Source organism: Nitriliruptor alkaliphilus DSM 45188 (genome assembly GCF_000969705.1).
In the GTDB taxonomy this organism is placed as follows: domain Bacteria; phylum Actinomycetota; class Nitriliruptoria; order Nitriliruptorales; family Nitriliruptoraceae; genus Nitriliruptor; species Nitriliruptor alkaliphilus.
The window spans coordinates 1,058,440-1,077,493 of record NZ_KQ033901.1 but is presented as its reverse complement, the minus strand read 5'-3'; the positions used below and the strand labels follow the sequence as shown (position 1 = coordinate 1,077,493).

Sequence of the window (19,054 nt, the reverse complement as noted above, 5' to 3'; positions counted from 1 at the left end):
CTGCCACCCGCGTGCCATGCTCCCGGCGTGGATCTCCTGCGGACCATCACCGCTCCCCTGCGCAGCGCCGACACCTACCGGCGGTGGGTCCACCTCGTGCTCGGCGGCGCTCTGTTCGTCCCGGTCCTGGTCGCCTTCCTCGTGCTGTTCTCCCTCGGCAGGTCGGACCCGGGTGGGAGCGTGTCGACCACGGCCGGGATCCTGGCGATCGCCGCCGCGGCGGTGACAGCCGGCACCGCCGTCCTGCTGCCGGGCGTGCGGACCCAGCAGCACGCGCTGACGCGGACGCTGGTGGGCGGGCCCTTGGCCGACGACCCGGTCGTCCCCCAGCCGAGCGGCCGCGCCCGGCCCCGCGAGGCGGTGTGGCTGGCGTTGCACCTGCTGGTCGGCTTCGGCGTCAGCTTCGTGACGATGATCGCGCTGACCGAAGCAGCCCTGCTGGCCCTCGCGCCACTGGCGCAGGAGCCGGTCACGCTCATCGGTGGCCGGCTGTGGGCGCTCGATGCTCCGACCGGCACCGCCCGCTGGCTGGCGCCGCTGCTCGGCGGCGCGCTCGTCCTCCTGCTCGTCCACCTCGTCGCGCTCGTAGGAGCGGGGGCGGCCCGGCTCGCGCCGGTCCTCCTCGGCCCCTCGACCACCGACCGGCTGGCGACCGCTCAGGCGCGGGCCGACCGCCTCGAAGGCCGCGACCAACTGGCCAGCGAACTGCACGACTCCATCGGTCACGCGCTGTCGGTCGTGGCCCTGCAGGCCGGCGCCGCAGCCAGGGTCCTCGATGATGATCCGGCCTTCGCTCGCCGCGCCCTCGGAGCGATCGCCGAGCAGGCTCGCATCGCCGCCGCGGAGCTCGACCACGTGCTCGGTGCGCTCCGCGAGGGCAGCTCCAGCACGGCGCCGCAGCGCACACTGCACGAGCTGCCGACCCTCGTCGACACCGCCCGGACGGCGGGTGCGGAGCTCACCCTCGACCGGTCCGGATCCCCGGAGTCCGTCCCGCCGGCGGTCTCACGGGAGGCCTACCGTCTGGCCCAGGAGGGCATCACCAACGCCCTCCGCCACGGCGTCGAAGGGGCCCCCATCGCCGTGGAGCTGCGGATCGAGGACCGACAGCTCCACCTGCGCATCACCAACCCGGTCGCCCCACGCAGCCGCAGGCGCGACGCGGGTGGGCTCGGCCTGACCAACATGCGGGAACGGGTCCGCGTCCTCGGCGGCGACCTCGAGGCGGGGTTGGACCACGACACGTGGCAGCTCGCCGCGACCCTCCCCTACGGAGCGATTCGGTGATCGCGGTGGCCCTGGTCGACGACGACGCGCTCATCCGTGCCGGTCTCGCCGCACTGATCGACGCCGAGCCGGACCTGCGCATCGTGGGCGAGACCGACGACGGGTACGGCGCCGTCGACCTGGTGCGTCGGGTCCGGCCCGACGTCTTGCTGATGGACATCCGGATGCCGCGGATCGACGGGATCGAGGCCACGGCCGCGGTGCTCCGGGCCGTGGCCGATCCGCCGCGGATCGTCGTGGTCACCACCTTCGAGCACGACGACCACGTGTACGACGCCCTCCGTGCCGGCGCCGCCGGGTTCCTGCTCAAGCGCACCCCGCCGGCCGAGATCGTCGCGGCGATCCGTCTGGTGCACGCGGGTTCCTCGCTGCTCTTCCCGGCCGCGATCCGGTCGCTGGCGGGTGCCGCACCTGTGGCCGACACCGCGGCGGCTCGGGCCATCGCCACGCTCACCGAGCGCGAGGCCGCGACGCTGACGCTGGTGGCCCGCGGGCTGTCCAACGCCGAGATCGCCGCCGAACAGCACGTCAGCGTCGAGACGGTCAAGACTCACGTCTCCAACGTCCTCGCCAAGCTGCGGGTCCGTGACCGGACCCAAGCCGTCATCGCCGCCTACGACGCCGGCCTCGTCCGCGCCGGCGGCACGTGACCGACGGCACCTGACCGACGCCCGACGACGCCGTGGCCCGCCCCGTAGGCTGCCGCGTTCATGCCGGTGACGTGCCGGCCGACGGGAGCCGCTCGGTGCCACGCTTCGAGGAAGTGCGTACGGCCCACGCACCGCGTGAGCTGTGCTGGGAGCTGCTCACCGACGTCGAGCGCACTCCCGAGTGGTTGACGATCGCGTCGCGGGTGGAAGCGGCGGGTGAGCTGCAGCGGGGACAGCTGGTGCACGCCTCGGGCAGTGCGCTCGGCGTGTCGGTCGATCTGCGGCTGACCATCGCTCACCTCGACCCGCCGACCCGGTACGGGTGGCAGCTGACCGACCCGGTCCCGGTCGACATCACCTTCGACCTCGCCGACCACGAGGAACGTGCGACGAGGTTGCGCGCGACGGTCGAGGCCGACCTCGGCCACCGACCGGCCGTGCGTGTCCGCGTCGCCGTACGGGTCCTGCGGGGCGAGCTCGCCCGCTCCCTCGATCAGCTGGTCGAGCTCAGCGAGGCCGCCCCGCTGCGCTGACCGGACGCGACGGCCCACGAGAGGCAGGGGGCGAACCGCCCCGACGCCCGCGCCGTCCGGCGGCACGCACGAGCACCCCGACCACCGCGGCCACGAACGCACCGGCGGTGTTCAGGGCGAGGTCGTCGACGTTGCTGCCCCGCGTCGGGTGGACCAGCTGGGTCACCTCGATGGCCAACGAGATGGCCGCACCCGTGAGGGTCAGGCGCACGATGCCGGCACGACGCCACCGCTGGGCGAGCAGGACGATCGTCGGAACCAGGAGTGCGGCGTTGATCACGGCGTAGAAGCGCGGGGCCCCGCGCATCGCCTCGAGGGGGCGGAGGTTGACCTCCGACGGTCGGTCGAGGTGGGTGCCGAGCAGCTCGATCGGCGTCAGCGTGGCCACGAGCACCGCGGCGATCGACGCCGCCAGGGCCCCGTCCAGCACCGCGGCACCGACCACCGGGGCCGTGCCGCGACCACGAGCGACGAGGCGGACCACGCCCGAGACCGCGGCGACGAGCACGCCGGCGAAGACGGCGGCGAGCACCACCTCACCGATCTGGACCCGCGCCACGACCGCCCCTTCTCACCGACCCGGTGACGGTAGCGTCGCGTCCCGGCCGGGAGTCCAGTGGGCGTCCGGCCACCAGCGTCACCGTGTCGTGTGGGTGGTAAGGCGGGAAGCCGCTCGGTCCCAGGCGCCAGGACGTCGACGGTGTCACCGGCCGGGTGCACGACCTCGTACTCGCCCAGGTGGAAGCGCTTCGTCCGGCGCCGGAACCGGTAGGTGAAGTCCGGCCACAGGGTGGAGTTGCGACCCGAGTCGTCGAGGTACCAGCTCGAACAGCCGCCGGTGGTCCACACCGTGCCCGCGAGCAGCTGCTGCATGTCCGCGATGATGAACACGTCGGTGTCGCCGAACGCGAAGGGGAAGCTCTCCACCGTGCCGCCGACGCTCCCGATGGTCTCCTCTGCGGCCGCTTGCGGGCCTCATCCGCTCCCGTGGTGGTGCTGCCCTTGGGGCATCGTCGTGGCGGCGCTCCACCGCGTTGGCGTCTCAGTCGGCCGACGCCGTCCGCGGCGGCGCGGTTGCACGCTCCGCAACGGCACCTGCTCAGCCAGTGACGAGCGTGGAGGACGACACACTCCCGCACTGTCGTGCGACGTGGTCCCGCGCAGGTCGGACGTGGAGCATCGTGCGAGGTGGGCGCTCGCCCACGTGGCGTCGCGGATGGGGTTGCCGCGGCCCGGAGATCCAAGGGGAGATTCGCATGAGACGACCGATCACGTTCCTCAGCGCGTTCGCGCTGCTCCTGGGGATGCTCGCGATCCCCGCGAGCGCCGAACACGACGATCCGGTGTTCGAGCTCGACGGCAACGTCGATCCCGACCATCCCGGCAACTACGACTGGACCGACTTCCTCGAAGGCCCGGGAGACGTCCAGGTGCAGGAGACGCTCCCGGCAGGGTTCATCGCGGCCGGCGCGTCCGCTGACCACGCCCTCCCGGACACCACGACCTTCACCCAGGGCAGCAAGGACACCCTGGACATCAGCGACTGGACCTGTACGCGCACGAACAACGTCAACAACAAGGTCGACATCACCAACGCCTACAGCGTGGCCGAACGCAACGAGGACGGCCACCTGATCATCTACTTCGGCACCGAGATCAGGGCTCCGGAGGGCAACTCCAACATCGGCATGTGGTTCCTCCAGGACGAGGATGCCGGCTGTGAACAGGCAGGCGGCGGCTCGACGCCGTTCGACGGCAACCACGTCGTCGGCGACGTCCTGGTCGTCTCCGCGTTCACCAACGGTGGCACGCAGGCCAACATCACCGTCTACAAGTGGGTCGGCTCCGGAGGTAGCGACGGCGCGCTGGACCTGGTGGGCGACTTCGCCGCCGCGACCTGCTCCGGTGGTGAACTCGGCTCCGACACCGCCTGCGCGATCGCGAACAGCGAGGCCGTCGTCCCGACGCCGTGGTTCAGCCCCGACCGCAGGGGCGACAACGAACCGCTCGCGGTCAACACCTTCTTCGAGGGCGCGGTCAACATCACCGAGCTGCTGGGCACGGAGCCCGCGGACGAGTGCTTCACCCAGTTCCTGGCCAACACCCGCTCGTCGCAGTCGCTCACGGCCACGTTGTTCGACTACACGACCGGTGAGCTCGAGATCTGCGGTGGACTGACGATCGTCAAGGAGACCGATCCCGCGGGCGAGGACCAGGACTTCGACTTCACGATCACCGGACCGGGCATCGACGGGACGGGGACGTTCGAGCTCAACGCCGCCGACCACGACGAAGGCGAGGGCAACCCAGCCAGCACGACGTTCTCGGATCTGCTGATCGGCGACTACACGATCACCGAGGTCGACATCCCTGACGGCTGGGACCTCACCAGCATCGTGTGTGACGACGGCACGACCGGGAACCTCGCGGACGGTGCGGTGACCGTCTCGGTCGGCGTGTCGACCGGCGTGACGTGCACGTTCACCAACACGCTACGCCACTCGATCCTGGTCGAGAAGACCTACGCGGTCGACCCGGGCGAGGACAACCTGGCGAAGTTCGCGCTCCACGAGGACGACGCGGGCGAGCCGGGCAAGCCGGGCGAGGAGGTCGACGACCTCGATTACACCGAGGCCGACGGCCGCCACTTCTACTGCATCGACGACCTGATCCCCGGCGACTACTGGCTCGTCGAGGAATCCCCGACCGGGTTCCTATCCAACGACGACGTGCCGGTCTCCACGTCGAGCACCGAGACGTGTGTCAGCGTGTCGACGGAGAGGTCTGATCGCGGCGCCGACGGGCCGGACAGACGATCGACAACAGCCCGCACCGGTCGACCTGACCGTCACCAAGTGGAAGCTGACCCTGGATGGCGAGGGCGAGCTCGTGCGCTCGACCACCCCGCTGGCCGGCTTCGAGTACACGCTCTACCTCGGCGAGGATGACGAGGGCGTCTTCATGGCGACCAGCACGACGGGTTCCGACGGTGAGACCGACTTCGCCGCGGAGATCCTCGAGGTGGACGAGACCTACACGGTGTGCGAACCGTACGCCGGACGACAGCGACTACTGGACCGGCGCGGACTGCCAGACGTTCAAGGTGGCGCTCGACACCGACGTCGAGCTGCACTTCGAGAACGAACCGTTGTCTCGGGTCCAGGTGCTGTTCTTCACGAGACCGGGTTCACCAACGCCACGATCGACTGCGGCGAGGGGCTCGGTGAGGAGCTGACCGGGACCGACGCGGACGAAGCGCTCGAGCTCGATCACCTGCCACTCGGTGACCACCAGTGCACGATCAGCATCAGCAACGGCGGTCCGGGCGACTGAGGCAGCCCGCTGGGGTACGCGCCGGGAGGATCCGCGCGCGTACCCCAGCCGCACGTCCGGTGACGTCCGGGCCGAGCGGGCGCCCCTCACTGCGGCGCACCTCGGCGTCGTAGGCGGCCATGACGTCCTCGCGCACCTCGACGGCGGGCAGACCTTCGGACCGCACCGTGGTGATCGCGTCCACGAGGTAGCGCATCTGCGCCTCCATCATGAAGACCATCGAGGTGTGACCGAGCCCGGTGTTGGGGCCGACGAGCAGGAACAGGTTGGGGAACCCGGGGACGCCCGAGGTGCGCGTGCATGCCGTCGGCCCACACGTCCACCAGCAGCCGTCCTCCGCGGCCACGCACGTGTCGGGCGATCGGCGGCTGGCTGACCTCGAAGCCGGTCCCGAACACGATGGTGTCGACGTCCCGCTCGGTGCCGTCCGCGGCCACGATGGTGGACCCGCGGACCTCACGGACCCCCGACGGGACCAGGTCGACGTCGTCGCGCTCGAGCGTCGGGTTGTAGTCGTTGGAGATCAGGATGCGCTTGCACCCGATGGTGAAGTCCGGGGTGAGGTCGGCACGCAGCTGCGGGTCGCGGACCTGCCGCCGCAGGTGGGCGGCCGCGACCGCCTGGACCGGCCGCAGCAGCGAGCGGCGCTTGGCCAGCCCGACCACCATCGCCTCACGGTTCCAGTAGACGAGGGCCCGGGCGAGCCGCTGGATCAGCGGCACGCGACGGAACAGCCAGCGCTCCAAGCGGGTGAAGCGCCGGTCGAGCCATGGCGCGATCCACGCAGGGGTGCGCTGGAAGGCGGTGGTGTGGCCGGCGACGGGCGCGATCTGGGGCACGAACTGGGGTCGCAGTCATCGGCCGCTCCGAACGCTCTCGGTGGCTGCCGCGGTCGTCCGCTCACCGGCGTCGCTGCCGGGCCCATCCCCATCCCCGTCGCCGGCGTGACGGTGACGGTCGTCGGTGGCCGGCGGCAGCGTCAGCCCGGCACGGCGGCGGTCCAGGCCGACCACCCCTGCGGAGAGCGCGGCGAGGGTCCCGCCGATCGCGGCGACGATGACGACCCCGGCGATCTGGCCCGGCCACGCCGGCGCACCCTCGATGGCCTCACGGAGGAACAGGTCGGTCTGGGGCACCATGGCCGCCTCGCGGACCGGCTCGAACGGGATCTCGCTGGCGTCGATCTCGGGGTCGGCCGGCAGGAAGATCGGCACGGCACCGAGCTGCGACCCGCTGGCCAGCAGCACCATGGTCTTGCGCTGGCCACCCATCGGCGCCGGCGCCTCGGTGCGGTAGACGCCGGGCTGACCGGTGGCGACCAGCGGGCGGATGGTCCGCTCACCGCCCTGCCACTGGAAGACCTCGAAGCGGTCGGCGTCGACGGCGGCGTCCACCGGCGTGACCTCCACCGTGACGTCGATCAGCGAGCGGCCGTCGGCGTCGGTGCTGACGACCTCGGAGGTGACCCGGGCGGAGACGTCGGCGGTCTCACGCACCAGGTTCGGCGCGAAGGCGACCAGGGCGACCAACGCACCGACGCCGGCGACCCGACCCGAGATCGCGATCGGTCGGTGGGCGAGGACGCGCCCGGTGGCCACGCCGATGGGCGCGATGGCGACGGCGGCGACGGTGCCGAGCAGGACCTCCGGCCAGAGCCCGGCGCCCCAGGGGTGGTAGCCGCCCCACACCTGCATCCACGCCCACTCACCGGCGAGCCCGATCGTGCCGACCGCGGCACCAGCCACCAGCGCGCGTGTCGTCCACGAGCGGCCACGGGTCACGAGGAAGGCGACCTCGACCGCGACGGCAGCGGCGAGGTAGAGCGGGAAGCGCGGGACCTCGAGGCTCCACACGCCAGCGGTGAGGACCGCGGCGCCCACCCGGAGGACGATGAACACCCCGACCGCGGCGAGCGCACCGCCCCGCCCGAGCGCCACACGGGCGAGCGGCAGCGCGACACCGGCCGCCAGGGCGATGAGCACGACCTGGGCGGACTGCGGCCAGACCGAGACCCCGAGGTCGTACTCGAACTGGGTGGCCGACACGCCGACCAGCACGGCCCCGGCGGACAGCGCCGCCATCGCGCGGTGCTGCAGGAGCTGCCAGCGAGCGGGAGCGGGGCGAGCCGCGTCACGGTCCGTGCCCACCGCCGGGCGACGACCGCCTTCGGCCAGGACCAGCCAGATCGCGACCGGCGAGAACATCGCCGACCCGATCATGAGCATGTGGGGCGGCGACCACATCGTGACGTCGAGGCCGTAGATCGCGTGCCAGAACTCGTCGACCCAGTACCCCGTGATGGCCAGGGCACCCATGGCGAGCAGGCCGGCGCAGCCGAACGGCACCCGCCAGCGCCGCACCTGCCAGCCGACGGCGGCATCGGTCCGCGTCGCGACGTGCACACCGACCGCGCCGGCGACGCCGATGCCGGTCGTGCCGAGCAGCAGGTGGACGTGCGGCGGGCTGAGCAGGAACTCGTCCCGGCCGATCGAGATGTGCCACGCGACGTCCCAGAAGAACCCCGAGAACGCGATCAGCATCGCCCCGAGGCCGACCACGAACGTGGCGGCTGCCCAGGCGGGCCAGCCGGTGACGCGCGATGCCCCGTCAGCGAAGCGCAGCACGAGGGTGTGTTCGGAGGTCAGGGTCGAGGTGCGCACGAGCGCCACGGCGACGGCGAACGCCACCGCGAGCGGACCGGCGACGTACCACCAGTCCGTCCCGAACTGCGCGAACGCTTCGTAGAGCTCCACGTGCCGTGCCTCCCGGTCGCGCGGGACGCCTCTCGACCAGGCAGCCACCGCTCTATGTATCACTGTATGATGACACATGAGCTGGCGGCATACAACCGGCCCTAGGAGGGGGCCACCGGGATCCGGATGCCGCCGTCGCTCGGCGTGCGCAGCTCGACGTCCCCGCCGACCTGCGAGGCGAGCGTGCCGCCGGCGCTGCTGGCGAACCGGAGCGCCAGCGACCACCCCTCGGGAACCACGAGATCGGTCGGCAACGCTCCGAACCGCAGACGCACGGTCTCGCCAGGGGTCAGGGAGCTGCCCCCGGTCGGCGTCGACAGCCCCCGCGCCGGCACCGAGTCGCGGTAGTAGGCCCGGACCCACCCGTAGGTCGCCTGCAGCGGCCGGTCGGTCGCACCGTCGTGGACGGCGGTGGCCGACGCCGAGGGATCGACACCGGGCGGCACGGCGCGGACGTCCACGGCGACGGTGGCGTCCGGGCCGCTGATGGTCGCCTCGAGGTCGAACGCGATCTGGCCCGACAGCCGGGTGGCCTGCGTGAAGGGGGCGGTGACCACGACGTGGCTCGCCGGCGCGGAGCCGGTGGGGCCGTCGCTGAACGCGACGACCCCGTCGCGGTCGCTCGCCGACAGGGTCCCGTCCGGACCGAAGCCGAGCACGAGGTCCTCCCCGGCGGCCGGCCAGACCTCGTCGGCGTCCCAGCTGCCGTCGGCCCGCTGGGTCTCGACCGTCGGCGTCGCGTGGGCACCGGCCTCGAGGCCCTTGAGGTACTGGGCGTACCACCGGTGGGTGGCCTCGACGAAGCGGTCCTGGAACGGGAAGGGCATCGTGTTCGAGCGCGCTCCCTCTGGCGTGTGCGGGTCGCCGTGCCCCCCGTTCATCCACCAGAGCTTGCGTGGCAGGTGGTCCGGCAGCGCGTCCCACAGGTAGCTGGTGTTGTGGTTCTTGACGTTGAAGTCGAACAGGCCCGAGACGATGAAGGTGGCCGCGCGGATACCCGGGGCGCTGCGTGTGAAGTCGCGCTGGCGCCAGAACGGTGCGCGCGCGTCCTGGTAGGGGGATGCGTACCCGGTGTTGACCAGCATCCCGAAGGTGGGGATGCAGGCCTTGCGCTCGGCGAGGTGCAGCGGCAGCAGCACGTCGTCGGTGCCCGAGGTCTGGGTGTCGAGGCCGGCGATGACGGCCGTGAACAGCGCCGGCGTCAGCGCGTGCCCCTGGGACTGGACCCCGTTGAAGAAGTGGTAGTCGTACCAGCGTGAGATGGCGCGCAACGGGATGATCGCGGCCAGGGCGTCAGGGTGACGGCCGGACATCGGCTGCTCCACGGCGGCGCCGATGGCGATGGTCCCGTCGTAGGACCCGCCGGTCATGCCGACCTTGCCGTTGGACCAGCCCTGGTCGGCGATCCAGTCGATGACGTCCACGGTGTCGAGCACCTCGGCGCGGTCGCCGTAGACCTGACAGCCCGAGGAGTTGCGCGACCCGCGCAGGTCCATCAACGCCACGGCGTAGCCCCGCGCGACGAAGTACTCGTCGTACCACTCGGGGAAGTCCACGAAGCTCGACCCACCGCCGAGCAGCTGGGCAACCGGCTGGGTCGGGTTCTGCGGGCCCTGGTGGGCGTTCTTCAGCTCACCGCGCCATCCGCGACCGAGGGTGTTGTAGTAGGGCGAGGCGATCAGGATGGTCGGCACCGGCTCGTCGGTGTCGGGGCGGATGATGTCGACCCACATCTGGTCGATACCCCCGCGGGTGGTCACCTGGGCGTGCTCGACGATCGTCTCGTCCTCGCCGAACCGCACGGGGTCGATCTCGTCGAGGTCGGGCAGCGGGGCGTCGTCCTCGGGTGCAGGTGCCGGCGGTGGCGCCACCGGCCTGCCCGGCCGGACGTGGTCGGGTACCCGCTCGCTGGGGGGCGGGACGGCGGCGACGGTGAGCGCCGCGGCGAGGGCGAGCGCCACGAGGGAGCGGGGTGACAACGGGGAGCCTTCCGGGTCGACGCCCGGGGACTTCGCCGGCGGTGCAGCTGCCTCCTGCGCCGCGCGCGGCAGACGACGTGCGCAGCGGGTGTCGCCGTGTGGTGTCAGGCGGCGACGGTCCGGTCGACCCGTTGCCGGATCGCGGTCGTCACCTCGCGGGGACGCTCGATCGGCGACTGGTGGCCCGCCCGATCGACCACGATCAGCTCGGCGTCGGGCAGCTCGTCGACCAACCGCTGGCTGTGGTGGAGCGGGGTCATGCGGTCCCGCCGGCCGACCACGACCGTGGAGGGGACCTTCCACCGCGGCAGCGCATCCGACAGGTCGAGATCGGAGAGCATCAGGCCGACGTTGGCCCGCGCGTCGACGGGGCAGTCGAGGAACAGCTGCTCGGTCAGGGCGACCGCCGCGGGCGAGGCGGTCGGGTTCAGCGCCACGGCTCGGACCGCACGCGCCGAGATGGGCGTGGTGCGCTGCGGGACGGGCAGCTTGGCGCGGAACGCCCGGGCGCTGACGGTGCTGACGAGCCCCTCGAGGACACCGAGCCCGCGGAACATCCCCGACGCCAGGTCACCGGCACCGGTGTCGATCAGCACGGCACCGGACGCCCGATCACCGAGGCGCCCGTCACGCGCGGCGGCCAGGATCGACATCCCGCCGAGGGAGTGCCCGACGACCGTGACCGGCAGGTCGGGGTGGGCGAAGCGGTCCACCACGTCGAAGAGGTCACCGCCGAGCGCGTCGATGCTGAAGCCGTCGTCGCCGACGCGACCGCTGCCGCCGTGGCCGCGCTGGTCGTAGGCGATGACCTGGTGATCCGGCGCCAGGGCCCGCAGCTGGTGCATCCAGAACCGGATGCCCATCGTCCAGCCGTGCGCGAAGACCACCGCGGCCTTGGGCTCCCGCGGCGTGTGGGTGCGGACGTGGAGGTGGGTCCCGTCCCGCGTGGTCATCCCGGTCGGCCGCCCCGGAGGGACGTCGGTCAGCACGTGGCGGTGCGGATCGGCCTCCAGACGGGCGACGTCGCGCCGGTGGACCGCCGTCCAGGTGGTACCGGCCGCCACCGCGCCCACCGCGAGCGCTGCCAGGGTGCCTCGACGTCCCACCGGGTGACCTCTCGTCCGGGCGCTGCGGCGCCACTCATCCGACATCGAACCGTGTCACGGTACCGGACCGTGGCGGGCGGCCCACACCGCCCTCAGGTCGCACGCACCGATCGGCGCACCCCGGGGATGGCGCCGAGCACCGTCGTCAGGGTGGCCGACAGCTCGGTGACGACCTCGTCGAGGTGCTGGACGCGGTCCTGCAGGTCGTCGACGACCACGTCCTGGAGCTTGGGGAGCACGTGCCCGAGCTGCTCGCCGACGTCGCCGACGATCCGGTCGAGGCGATCGAGCTGCCCCGGGACCGTGGCGAGCAGCTGCTCGACGCTGGGCAGGACCGGGTCGATGACGTCGATGAGCCCGTGGATGCGGGCTCCGAGCGTGTCGACGGTCTGCGCCAGCTCGTCGGTCACCACCCGCGACAGGGCCGGGACGTGCTCCTCGAGCGTGCCCGTCGCTTCGCCGAGCGCGACGTTCAACCGTTCGATCTCGGACGGCAGGGTGCCGAGCACCACGACCGCCTCACGCAGGCTGCGGATCGTGGCGGGCAGCAGCACGAGCTCGGTGAACAGCGCGCCGCCCCAGCGCACCGCAGCAGTCGCCGTCGCGCCTACCGTGTCCAGGTACGCCACGTGGCACTCCTCTCGCACGCGGCCGCACGGGCCACGTCGTCACGGGAGGGTGGCACATCGGCTGCTGGCACGTCACCTCGGCGGTTACGCTCCCCGGCATGAGGCTGCGCATCGACGAGCTCGCGACCGAGGCCGGGACCACGTCCCGGAACGTCCGCGCGTACCAGGCCCGGGGGCTGCTGCCGGCCCCGGAGCTGGTGGGCCGCACCGGCTTCTACAACGAGGAGCACCTGCACCGCCTGCGCCTGATCGACGAGCTGCAACAGCGGGGGTTCAGCCTCGAGGCGATCCGCCAGACCCTCGACATCTGGTCCACCGGCGGCGACCTCGGTCAGCTGCTCGGCTTCCAGCACCTGCTGACCGCCCCGCTGACCGACGAGCAGCCCGCCACCTTCACTTTGGAAGAGATCGGCGAGCGGTTCCCCGAGCTCGTGGAGCGGCCCGACCTCATGCAGCGGGCCCTGGAGCTCGGCCTGATGGAGGTCGACGAGCACGGGGACCTGGTCGCCCCCTCCCCGATGATCGTCGAGGCCGGCAGCGAGCTGATCCGCCTCGGCATCTCCATGGAGGTGGTCTTCGACCTGGTCGCGGCGATCCGCGAGGACGTGGGTGACATCGCCCGCCGCTTCCTCGAGCTGGTCTCCGACCACCTCCTCACCCCTGTCGTCGAGCAACGCGACGACGCCCTGTCGACCGCCGAACTCGTCGCGTCCCTGCAGCGGCTGCGGCCCATCGCGATCGAGGTGGTGCGGCCCTTCCTGGCCCAAGCGCTCGCGGCCGAGATCGACCGGACCGTGCGCGCGCACGGCGATCAGCTCGACCCCGACGGCAGCGCCGCCAGCGCCTGACCGATGCGACGTCTGCGGCCACGGCGACCTGGTCCCCACCCAGCGCGAGGCCCGCAACCGGTAGCGACGGCCAACCTCGGGACGTGCGGTTGCAACCGGTAGCGACGGTCCGCGCCAGCGCGTGTGGTTGCAACCGGTAGCAGGCGGCCCACCCCAGCACGTGCGGTTGCAACCGGTAGGAGGGCGGCGGGGGGGTGGCGCACCGGGCTACGGTCGACGGCGGGCGAGGGTCGGGGGCGATCGTGGCGAAGGTGTGGGTGCACCGCGAGGAGCTGGTCACCGGGGACCTGCCCCCGGTGTGCGTGCGGACGGGGGAGCCCAGTGATGAACTGGTCGCGGTTCGGCTCGACTCGCTGCCCGAGTGGACCTGAATCCTGCTGTTCTTCGGGATCCTGCCGTTCCTGATCGCGATGATGTTCGCCACCGAGAGCATCCGCGGGCGGCTCCCCATGACCCGCCGCGCCCGTGAGCGCCGGCACGGCCACCGACGTCGGGTGTGGGCCGCAGGGGCCACCGCGTTCGCGCTGTTCGTGGTCGCGGCGGTGACGCAGTCGCCGTGGCCCGTCTGGATCGCGCTCGGCGCCCTCGGGGTCCTCCTCGGCAGCCTCCTCGCGCTCGAGCGCGGGCTGCCGTCGGCGCGGCCGGACCGGTCTGGGCTGTGGGTGTGCCTACGGGGCGTGCACCCGAGCTTCGCGGACGCGGTCGAGCAGCGCCGGCCAGCCCGCAGCAGGGCGGACGTCTGACCTGCCGAGGTCAGTCCTCGAGGCGCTCGTAGCGGTTGGCGATGCGCTGCGGGTCGAGGATCCGGAACGTGGCCGTGGAGGCGACCTTGACCCGGTCGTGCTGCTCGATCGTGGCTTCGAGGTGCACGTCGCGTTCGTCACGGTCCACGAGCCGGCCCGTCAGCACGCACGGGATCCCGAGGTGGATGGGCTTGCGGTAGCTGACGGCGAGGTCGACGGTCACGCCGGGGATCAGCTCGCGGACCATCACCATGCCGTAGACGTCGTCGAGGATGGCCGCGAGCGCGCCCCCGTGGACGAGGCCGGGCGCACCCACGAAGCGGTCACCGAAGCTGTAGTCGACGCGCACGCCACCGTCGGGGGCGGCCACGGCGAACAACCCGAAGCCCGCGCTGTTGTCCTGGCCGCAGCCGAAGCATCGGGCACCGTGGCGGGGCAGGACGTCATCGTCCTGCCAGCCGCCGTTCTCGATCGCGGTGACGAACCGGGCAGCGTCGGGGTGCTCCTCGAGGGTGGACCACGCACCCCCGCCGGAGGCGGCGGACTCAGACACCCATCGTCCGTCCGATGATCTCCTTCATGATCTCGTTGGTCCCGCCGTAGATGCGCTGGACCCGAGCGTCGACGAAGGCGCGCGCGATGGGGTACTCGCGCATGTAGCCGTACCCCCCGTGGAGCTGCACGCACTCGTCGACGACCTCGTTCAGGACGTCCGACGCCCAGTACTTGGCCATCGCGGCCTCGTCGACGGGCAGCTTGCCTTCGTTGTGCAGCTCGGTGCACCGGTCGACGAACTCGCGGGTGATGAGCGCCTTGGTCTTCATCTCGGCGAGCTTGAACCGCGTGTTCTGGAACGAGCCGATCGGGCGACCGAACGCCTCGCGCTCCTTGCAGTAGGCCAGGGTCATCTCGAGGGCCGCCATCGCACCGGCGGATCCGGCGACCGCGATGCTGAGCCGCTCCTGGGGCAGCGCCTGCATCAGGTACAGGAAGCCCTTGCCAGCCTCGCCGAGGAGGTTCTCGGCGGGGACGCGCACGTCGTTGAAGAACAGCTCGGCGGTGTCCTGGGCGGCCATCCCGATCTTGTCGAGCTTGCGGCCGCGCTCGAAGCCCTCCATGCCGCGCTCGACCAGTAGGAGCGAGATGCCGCCGTGCTTCTCCGCGAGGTCGGTCTTGGCGACCACGATGACCAGGTCGGCGGTGATGCCGTTGGTGATGAAGGTCTTGGCGCCGTTGACCACGTAGCTGCCGTCGTCCTGCTGGATGGCGGTGGTCTTGACCCCGGCCAGGTCGGACCCGGTACCGGGCTCGGTCATCGCGATGGCGGTGATGGTCTCACCCGAGCACATGTCGGGCAGGAAGCGCTCCTTCTGCTCATCGCTGGCGTACTTGAGGAAGTAGGGCACCACGACGTCGTTGTGGAGCGGGAAGCCCACGCCCGAGGCGCCGATGTTGCACAGCTCCTCGGTGATGATCACGTTGTAACGGAAGTCCTGGACCCCACCACCGCTGTACTCGGTCGGCACGTCGGTGCAGAGCAGGCCCTGGGCACCGGCCTTCTTCCACAGCTCGCGGGGGACGATCCCGTCCTGCTCCCACTGCTCGTGGAAGGGTGCGACCTCGGCCTGCAGGAAGCCCCGCACCATCTGGCGGAACTGGTCGTGCTCCTCGGTGAAGATGCGGCGCTCCACGGCGTTGGCCTCCGGCGTCGACGGAACGTTCGTCGTCAGAACGTTCCGTCGCACCGTACCCGACGGCCGCCGCCCGGGGCGCCGCGGACCCGCGCGTGACGGGGGCTCACAGCACCGCGCGGAGCACCCCCACGGCGAGGACCCCGACCACCACGGTCAGTGACAGGCTGCGGGTCCGCCACGCCACGGCCGCCGCGACCAGCGTCGCCAGCAGGTCAGTCAGTATGAGCCCCTGCAGACCCTCACCGTGAGCCAGGTGGGTCACGACCACGGCGGCGAGCACCGCCGGGCCGACGTCGTCGAGCGCCGAGCGCAGGCGGTCCGGGAGCCCGCCGGCTGGCACCAGCGTGATGAAGCTGATCCGAAGCAGCCAGGTGACGACGCAGGCCAGCAGCAGGACGGTGGCGGTCACGACGACCTCCGAGGGTGGATGACGGCGGGGACGATGCCGCCCACGGTGGCGAGGAGCAGCCCGAGGCCGCTCGGCAAGGGGGAGGCGATCAGCGCGACCACGGCGGCGACCACGGCGGGTCGTCGCGCCAGGCGCTGACGCAGCTGTGGAACGAGCAGCCCCACGAAGACGGCCGTCGCGGCGAAGGTCAGCGGCGAGTCGACGGGGACGGCGGGGCCGAGCAGCAACGCCGCTGCCATCGCGGCGGTCCACCCCACCCCGAGCACCAGCCCCGCGGTGGCCCAGTACCGCCGGAACCGCCGCGGGTCCGCCAGGTCGTCGCGGGCCGTCGCCATCACGTAGGTCTGGTCCACGAGGAAGTGGGGGGCGAGCCACCGGAACCAGGCTGGCTGCGCCCGGAAGTGCGGCTCGATGACGGCCCCGTACATGCTGAGTCGGGCGTTGATGATGGCCACGGTCGCCAGCACAGCGACCGTGCTGGCACCCCCCTCGAGGAGGGTGATGGCCGCGAGGTGGGCCGAGCCGGCGTACATCAGCGGACCGGCGAGCAGCCCGGCCCACACTGGGACGAGGCGTGCCTGGCCGACGGTGACGCCGATGATCGCGGCGAACGGCAGGACGCTGACCACGACCGGGAGGATGTCGCGGACGGCGTCCCGGTCGAGGAGGTCGTCGACCCGGCGCACATCGGTCGCAGCGGCGGTGAGCACGCTCACGTGCCCTCACCGGCCCTGCGTGCACGGTACCGACGCAGCGACCGCGCGACGCGCGCGGACCGGGGCGCCCGGGGAGGGCGCGACCGGTGCGCCGCGGCGATCAGGCGTCGCTCCTCGGCGTAGCTCAGTCGGCCCTGGATCTGGAGCAGGGCGGCGGCGTGATCGGGGGTCATGGCGGTCTCCGTTGGTGGTCGAACTCGATGTGCTCCACCATCGCCGAGCCACGCTCCGGGCACCTCGGTACCGCCTACCCACCTCCGCGGGTCCACCACCTACCTACCACCCGGGGCGGAAGGACTCGGTGGCCCACCAGCCCCGCAGGACGTCCTCGCCGAGCCGCGTGGTTCGGATGCGTTCGCCCCGACGCTGCGCGCGATGCCCTCGGGCCTCCGGACTGTGGGACTACTGTCCGCTGATCACCCTGGGGACGCACCTGAATCCTTCGACCTCCTCGGTTCGGTGGAGTCCGTCCATCGCGATCTCCTGTTCGTCTCCCGGCGCCAGGGTGTAGGTCTCCTTGGAATCGCCGACCATCTGATGGGTGTCGGATCTGATCACGCTGAAGCTCACGAGGTACCTGGTCTCGGTGTCGCCGTGGTTGGTGAGCCGGGCTCGCGCGGACCACACACCGTCGGCGTCGGCCGTGCACTCGGTGTTGGTTAGGGCGGTGATCGCGCCCTTGGGGTCCTTCAGGTCGCCGGTGTCTCCGCTGACGACCTGCGAGGATGCGGAGTCCGTGGAGGGTGCTGTCTCGGTCTTGGACTCATCGCCGTCGTTGTCGGAACTGGCGGCGGCGTCGGAACTGGCGGCGGCGTCGGAACTGGCGGCGGCGTCGGAGCTGGCGTCGGCGTCAGACCTGTTGTCGGCGTAGAAGCTGCTGACGGCGCTGCAACCGACCAGCCCTCCCGCGAGGAAGCAGGCAGCTGCCGCGAGGCCGAGGGTTCGAAGGGGTGAGGCGTTCGTGCTGTTCACTGGGTGGTATCCATTCAGTGTTCTGCTGATCGGTCGGTTCCCCGGGGGGCCGTGCGTCTGGTCCAGGACCTGGTGGTCGCCATCTGTGTCACTTCGAACCTGCTGCGGTGCGGCCCGCCGACGGCGGGCCGCACCGCGGTATCGAGGTCACGGCCATGCGCCTCGTGCGATCTGCGTCATCCTCCTCCTCATCGCGCGGCGGTGGTGGAACGCGCTGCCCGTGAGAAGTGAGCCCCCCAGCAGCAGCAACAGTCCACCGGCAGCCGCCTGTAGCACGATCGGTGCGCCCGTGCGGGGCAGCCCCTCGGGGCAGTTGCACGGCTGCGACGGGGCCGAAGGAGCCGGCGCAGGCGACGTCGGAGGCGACGTTGGACCTTCGACATCATCGGTCGAGCTGTCTGGGTTGTTGTCCCCCGGAGCTTCGACCTCATCGGTCGAGCTGTCCGGGTTGTCGGCCCCCGGAGCTTCGACCGTCGCAGTCAACACCTCGCTCTCACCGGCATGGTCCTCGGGCTCGGGCGAGCCTGGCGGCACCTGGACCGAACCGGTCGCCACGTTGTGCACCCCACCCGCATCCACATCGGCCTGGGTGATCACATACGCGGTGTCCGCGGTGCAGATCACCGTCTCGCCCGGCGCCAACGTCGACGGGTCACAGGTGATGGTGATCCCCGCATCGGCCAACAACGGATCATCCACGCTCACCTCCGTCAGCGTCACGTTGCCGGTGTTGACGATCTCGAACGAGTACCAGATCTCATCGCCCGCATCGGTCAGACCGTTGCCGTTGACATCGACCGCCTCGGCCAACTTGACCAACGTGTACCCCGGGGTCTGGTCGATGCGGACCTCGTTCTCGTCGGTGGGGTCCTCGGGTTCGGGTGAGTCTGGCGGGACCTGGACCGAACCGGTCGCCACGTTGTGCACCCCGCCCGCATCCACATCGGCCTGGGTGATCACATACGCCGCATCTGCGGTGCAGATCACCGACTCGCCCGGCGCCAGGGTCGTCGGGTCACACGTGATCGTGATCCCCGCATCGGCCAGCAGCGGGTCATCGACACTCACCTCAGTGAGGGTGACGTTGCCGGTGTTGACCAGCTCGAACGCATACCAGATCTCGTCCCCGGCATCGGTCAGAGCGTTGCCGTTGACATCGACCACCTCAGCCGACTTGACCAACGTGTAGGCCGGAACCAGCTCGCCCGGCACATCAGCAGTGTCCGTGTCGGTGACCGTCCCGCCATCCGGATCGAGACCCGACACGTCCGCCTGGTTGTGGACCTGCCCGGCATCCACATCGGCCTGGGTGACCACATAGGTCGCGGTGCAGGTCAGCTGCTCACCCGGCAACAAGACGGCCGGCTGGTCCGGGTCACACGACAGCTCCGAGATCTCACCC

General features: G+C 71.4%; 21 protein-coding genes. 8 read left to right on the top strand and 13 right to left on the bottom strand.

What is annotated here, in order from left to right; genetic code table 11:
- The first annotated feature begins 27 nt into the window (after positions 1-27).
- The 3 genes from NITAL_RS05055 (at position 28) to NITAL_RS05045 (ending at position 2,470) form a co-directional block, all read left to right on the top strand.
- Positions 28-1,287, top strand: a complete 1,260-nt coding sequence (locus NITAL_RS05055; protein ID WP_052665060.1) for a sensor histidine kinase — start codon at positions 28-30, stop codon at positions 1,285-1,287.
- Complete coding sequence (locus NITAL_RS05050) at positions 1,284-1,937, top strand: response regulator transcription factor (RefSeq protein ID WP_052665059.1); 654 nt, start codon at positions 1,284-1,286, stop codon at positions 1,935-1,937. Before NITAL_RS05055 ends, NITAL_RS05050 begins: the two co-directional genes overlap by 4 nt.
- Before the next feature lie 95 nt (positions 1,938-2,032).
- Positions 2,033-2,470: an SRPBCC family protein gene (locus NITAL_RS05045; RefSeq protein WP_052665058.1), complete on the top strand. Its 438-nt coding sequence runs from the start codon at positions 2,033-2,035 to the stop codon at positions 2,468-2,470.
- On the opposite strand, the gene NITAL_RS05040 is transcribed toward NITAL_RS05045, so the two are convergent.
- Complete coding sequence (locus NITAL_RS05040) at positions 2,445-3,029, bottom strand: VanZ family protein (RefSeq protein ID WP_052665057.1); 585 nt, start codon at positions 3,027-3,029, stop codon at positions 2,445-2,447. The two genes, NITAL_RS05045 and NITAL_RS05040, sit on opposite strands and share 26 nt — an antisense overlap.
- 697 nt (positions 3,030-3,726) lie before the next feature.
- On the opposite strand from NITAL_RS05040, the gene NITAL_RS05035 reads away from it, so the two are divergent.
- Positions 3,727-5,418, top strand: coding sequence for a prealbumin-like fold domain-containing protein (locus NITAL_RS05035; RefSeq protein WP_052665056.1), 1,692 nt, complete (start codon positions 3,727-3,729; stop codon positions 5,416-5,418).
- Entirely contained in the window at positions 5,360-5,803 is a 444-nt protein-coding gene (locus tag NITAL_RS05030; protein ID WP_052665055.1) for a hypothetical protein, read from the top strand. Before NITAL_RS05035 ends, NITAL_RS05030 begins: the two co-directional genes overlap by 59 nt.
- An 86-nt stretch (positions 5,804-5,889) precedes the next feature.
- Here NITAL_RS05030 and NITAL_RS05025 read toward each other — a convergent pair whose 3' ends face one another.
- The 5 genes from NITAL_RS05025 to NITAL_RS05005 form a co-directional block, all read right to left on the bottom strand.
- The gene (locus NITAL_RS05025) at positions 5,890-6,642 is read right to left on the bottom strand and encodes an NAD(P)/FAD-dependent oxidoreductase (RefSeq protein WP_052665054.1); all 753 of its coding nucleotides are present in this window, start codon (positions 6,640-6,642) and stop codon (positions 5,890-5,892) included.
- Between the two features lie 15 nt (positions 6,643-6,657).
- The gene (locus NITAL_RS05020) at positions 6,658-8,556 is read right to left on the bottom strand and encodes a hypothetical protein (RefSeq protein ID WP_052665053.1); all 1,899 of its coding nucleotides are present in this window, start codon (positions 8,554-8,556) and stop codon (positions 6,658-6,660) included.
- A gap of 101 nt (positions 8,557-8,657) precedes the next feature.
- On the bottom strand, positions 8,658-10,535 hold the full coding sequence (locus NITAL_RS05015) for a CocE/NonD family hydrolase (RefSeq protein WP_157041622.1): 1,878 nt from the start codon (positions 10,533-10,535) through the stop codon (positions 8,658-8,660).
- 104 nt (positions 10,536-10,639) lie between these two features.
- Positions 10,640-11,641: an alpha/beta fold hydrolase gene (locus NITAL_RS05010; RefSeq protein WP_052665051.1), complete on the bottom strand. Its 1,002-nt coding sequence runs from the start codon at positions 11,639-11,641 to the stop codon at positions 10,640-10,642.
- A 92-nt stretch (positions 11,642-11,733) separates the two neighbouring features.
- Positions 11,734-12,270 (bottom strand): Mce/MlaD family protein, encoded by a 537-nt coding sequence (locus tag NITAL_RS05005; RefSeq protein ID WP_052665050.1) that lies wholly within the window; start codon positions 12,268-12,270, stop codon positions 11,734-11,736.
- Between the two features lie 98 nt (positions 12,271-12,368).
- On the opposite strand from NITAL_RS05005, the gene NITAL_RS05000 reads away from it, so the two are divergent.
- The 3 genes from NITAL_RS05000 to NITAL_RS04995 all read left to right on the top strand — a co-directional run bounded on the left by NITAL_RS05000 (position 12,369) and on the right by NITAL_RS04995 (position 13,861).
- Positions 12,369-13,118: a MerR family transcriptional regulator gene (locus NITAL_RS05000; protein ID WP_052665049.1), complete on the top strand. Its 750-nt coding sequence runs from the start codon at positions 12,369-12,371 to the stop codon at positions 13,116-13,118.
- Between the two features lie 194 nt (positions 13,119-13,312).
- Positions 13,313-13,489: a hypothetical protein gene (locus tag NITAL_RS27015; RefSeq protein WP_157041621.1), complete on the top strand. Its 177-nt coding sequence runs from the start codon at positions 13,313-13,315 to the stop codon at positions 13,487-13,489.
- Positions 13,490-13,528: 39 nt separating this feature from the next.
- Positions 13,529-13,861 carry a hypothetical protein gene (locus tag NITAL_RS04995; protein ID WP_052665048.1) on the top strand — a complete coding sequence of 111 codons (333 nt, stop codon included), beginning with the start codon at positions 13,529-13,531 and terminating at the stop codon, positions 13,859-13,861.
- A 10-nt stretch (positions 13,862-13,871) separates the two neighbouring features.
- On the opposite strand, the gene NITAL_RS04990 is transcribed toward NITAL_RS04995, so the two are convergent.
- The 7 genes from NITAL_RS04990 to NITAL_RS27840 all read right to left on the bottom strand — a co-directional run.
- The gene (locus NITAL_RS04990; protein WP_052665047.1) at positions 13,872-14,414 is read right to left on the bottom strand and encodes a PaaI family thioesterase; all 543 of its coding nucleotides are present in this window, start codon (positions 14,412-14,414) and stop codon (positions 13,872-13,874) included.
- A complete protein-coding gene (locus tag NITAL_RS04985) occupies positions 14,407-15,552 on the bottom strand; it encodes an acyl-CoA dehydrogenase family protein (protein ID WP_052665046.1) in 1,146 nt (381 codons plus the stop codon). The genes NITAL_RS04990 and NITAL_RS04985 overlap by 8 nt, the downstream gene beginning before the upstream one ends.
- Positions 15,553-15,658: 106 nt before the next feature.
- The gene (locus NITAL_RS27845) at positions 15,659-15,964 is read right to left on the bottom strand and encodes an AzlD domain-containing protein (protein ID WP_052665045.1); all 306 of its coding nucleotides are present in this window, start codon (positions 15,962-15,964) and stop codon (positions 15,659-15,661) included.
- Complete coding sequence (locus tag NITAL_RS04975) at positions 15,961-16,680, bottom strand: AzlC family ABC transporter permease (protein ID WP_052665044.1); 720 nt, start codon at positions 16,678-16,680, stop codon at positions 15,961-15,963. Before NITAL_RS04975 ends, NITAL_RS27845 begins: the two co-directional genes overlap by 4 nt.
- A complete protein-coding gene (locus NITAL_RS27010; RefSeq protein WP_157041620.1) occupies positions 16,677-16,853 on the bottom strand; it encodes a hypothetical protein in 177 nt (58 codons plus the stop codon). The genes NITAL_RS04975 and NITAL_RS27010 overlap by 4 nt, the downstream gene beginning before the upstream one ends.
- Positions 16,854-17,082: 229 nt before the next feature.
- Positions 17,083-17,652, bottom strand: a complete 570-nt coding sequence (locus tag NITAL_RS04970; protein WP_052665043.1) for a hypothetical protein — start codon at positions 17,650-17,652, stop codon at positions 17,083-17,085.
- Between the two features lie 147 nt (positions 17,653-17,799).
- Positions 17,800-19,054 (bottom strand): DUF7507 domain-containing protein (locus NITAL_RS27840; RefSeq protein ID WP_211262205.1); only part of this gene is annotated, 1,255 nt, incomplete at its 5' end.

What these genes read in the sequence shown, in the direction of transcription:
- NITAL_RS05000 (WP_052665049.1), top strand. Translation starts at nt 12,369, where the DNA reads ATGAGGCTGCGCATCGACGAGCTCGCGACCGAGGCCGGGACCACGTCC.
- NITAL_RS05035 (WP_052665056.1), top strand. Translation starts at nt 3,727, where the DNA reads ATGAGACGACCGATCACGTTCCTCAGCGCGTTCGCGCTGCTCCTGGGG.
- NITAL_RS04995 (WP_052665048.1), top strand. Translation starts at nt 13,529, where the DNA reads ATGATGTTCGCCACCGAGAGCATCCGCGGGCGGCTCCCCATGACCCGC.
- NITAL_RS27010 (WP_157041620.1), bottom strand. Translation starts at nt 16,853, where the DNA reads ATGACCCCCGATCACGCCGCCGCCCTGCTCCAGATCCAGGGCCGACTG.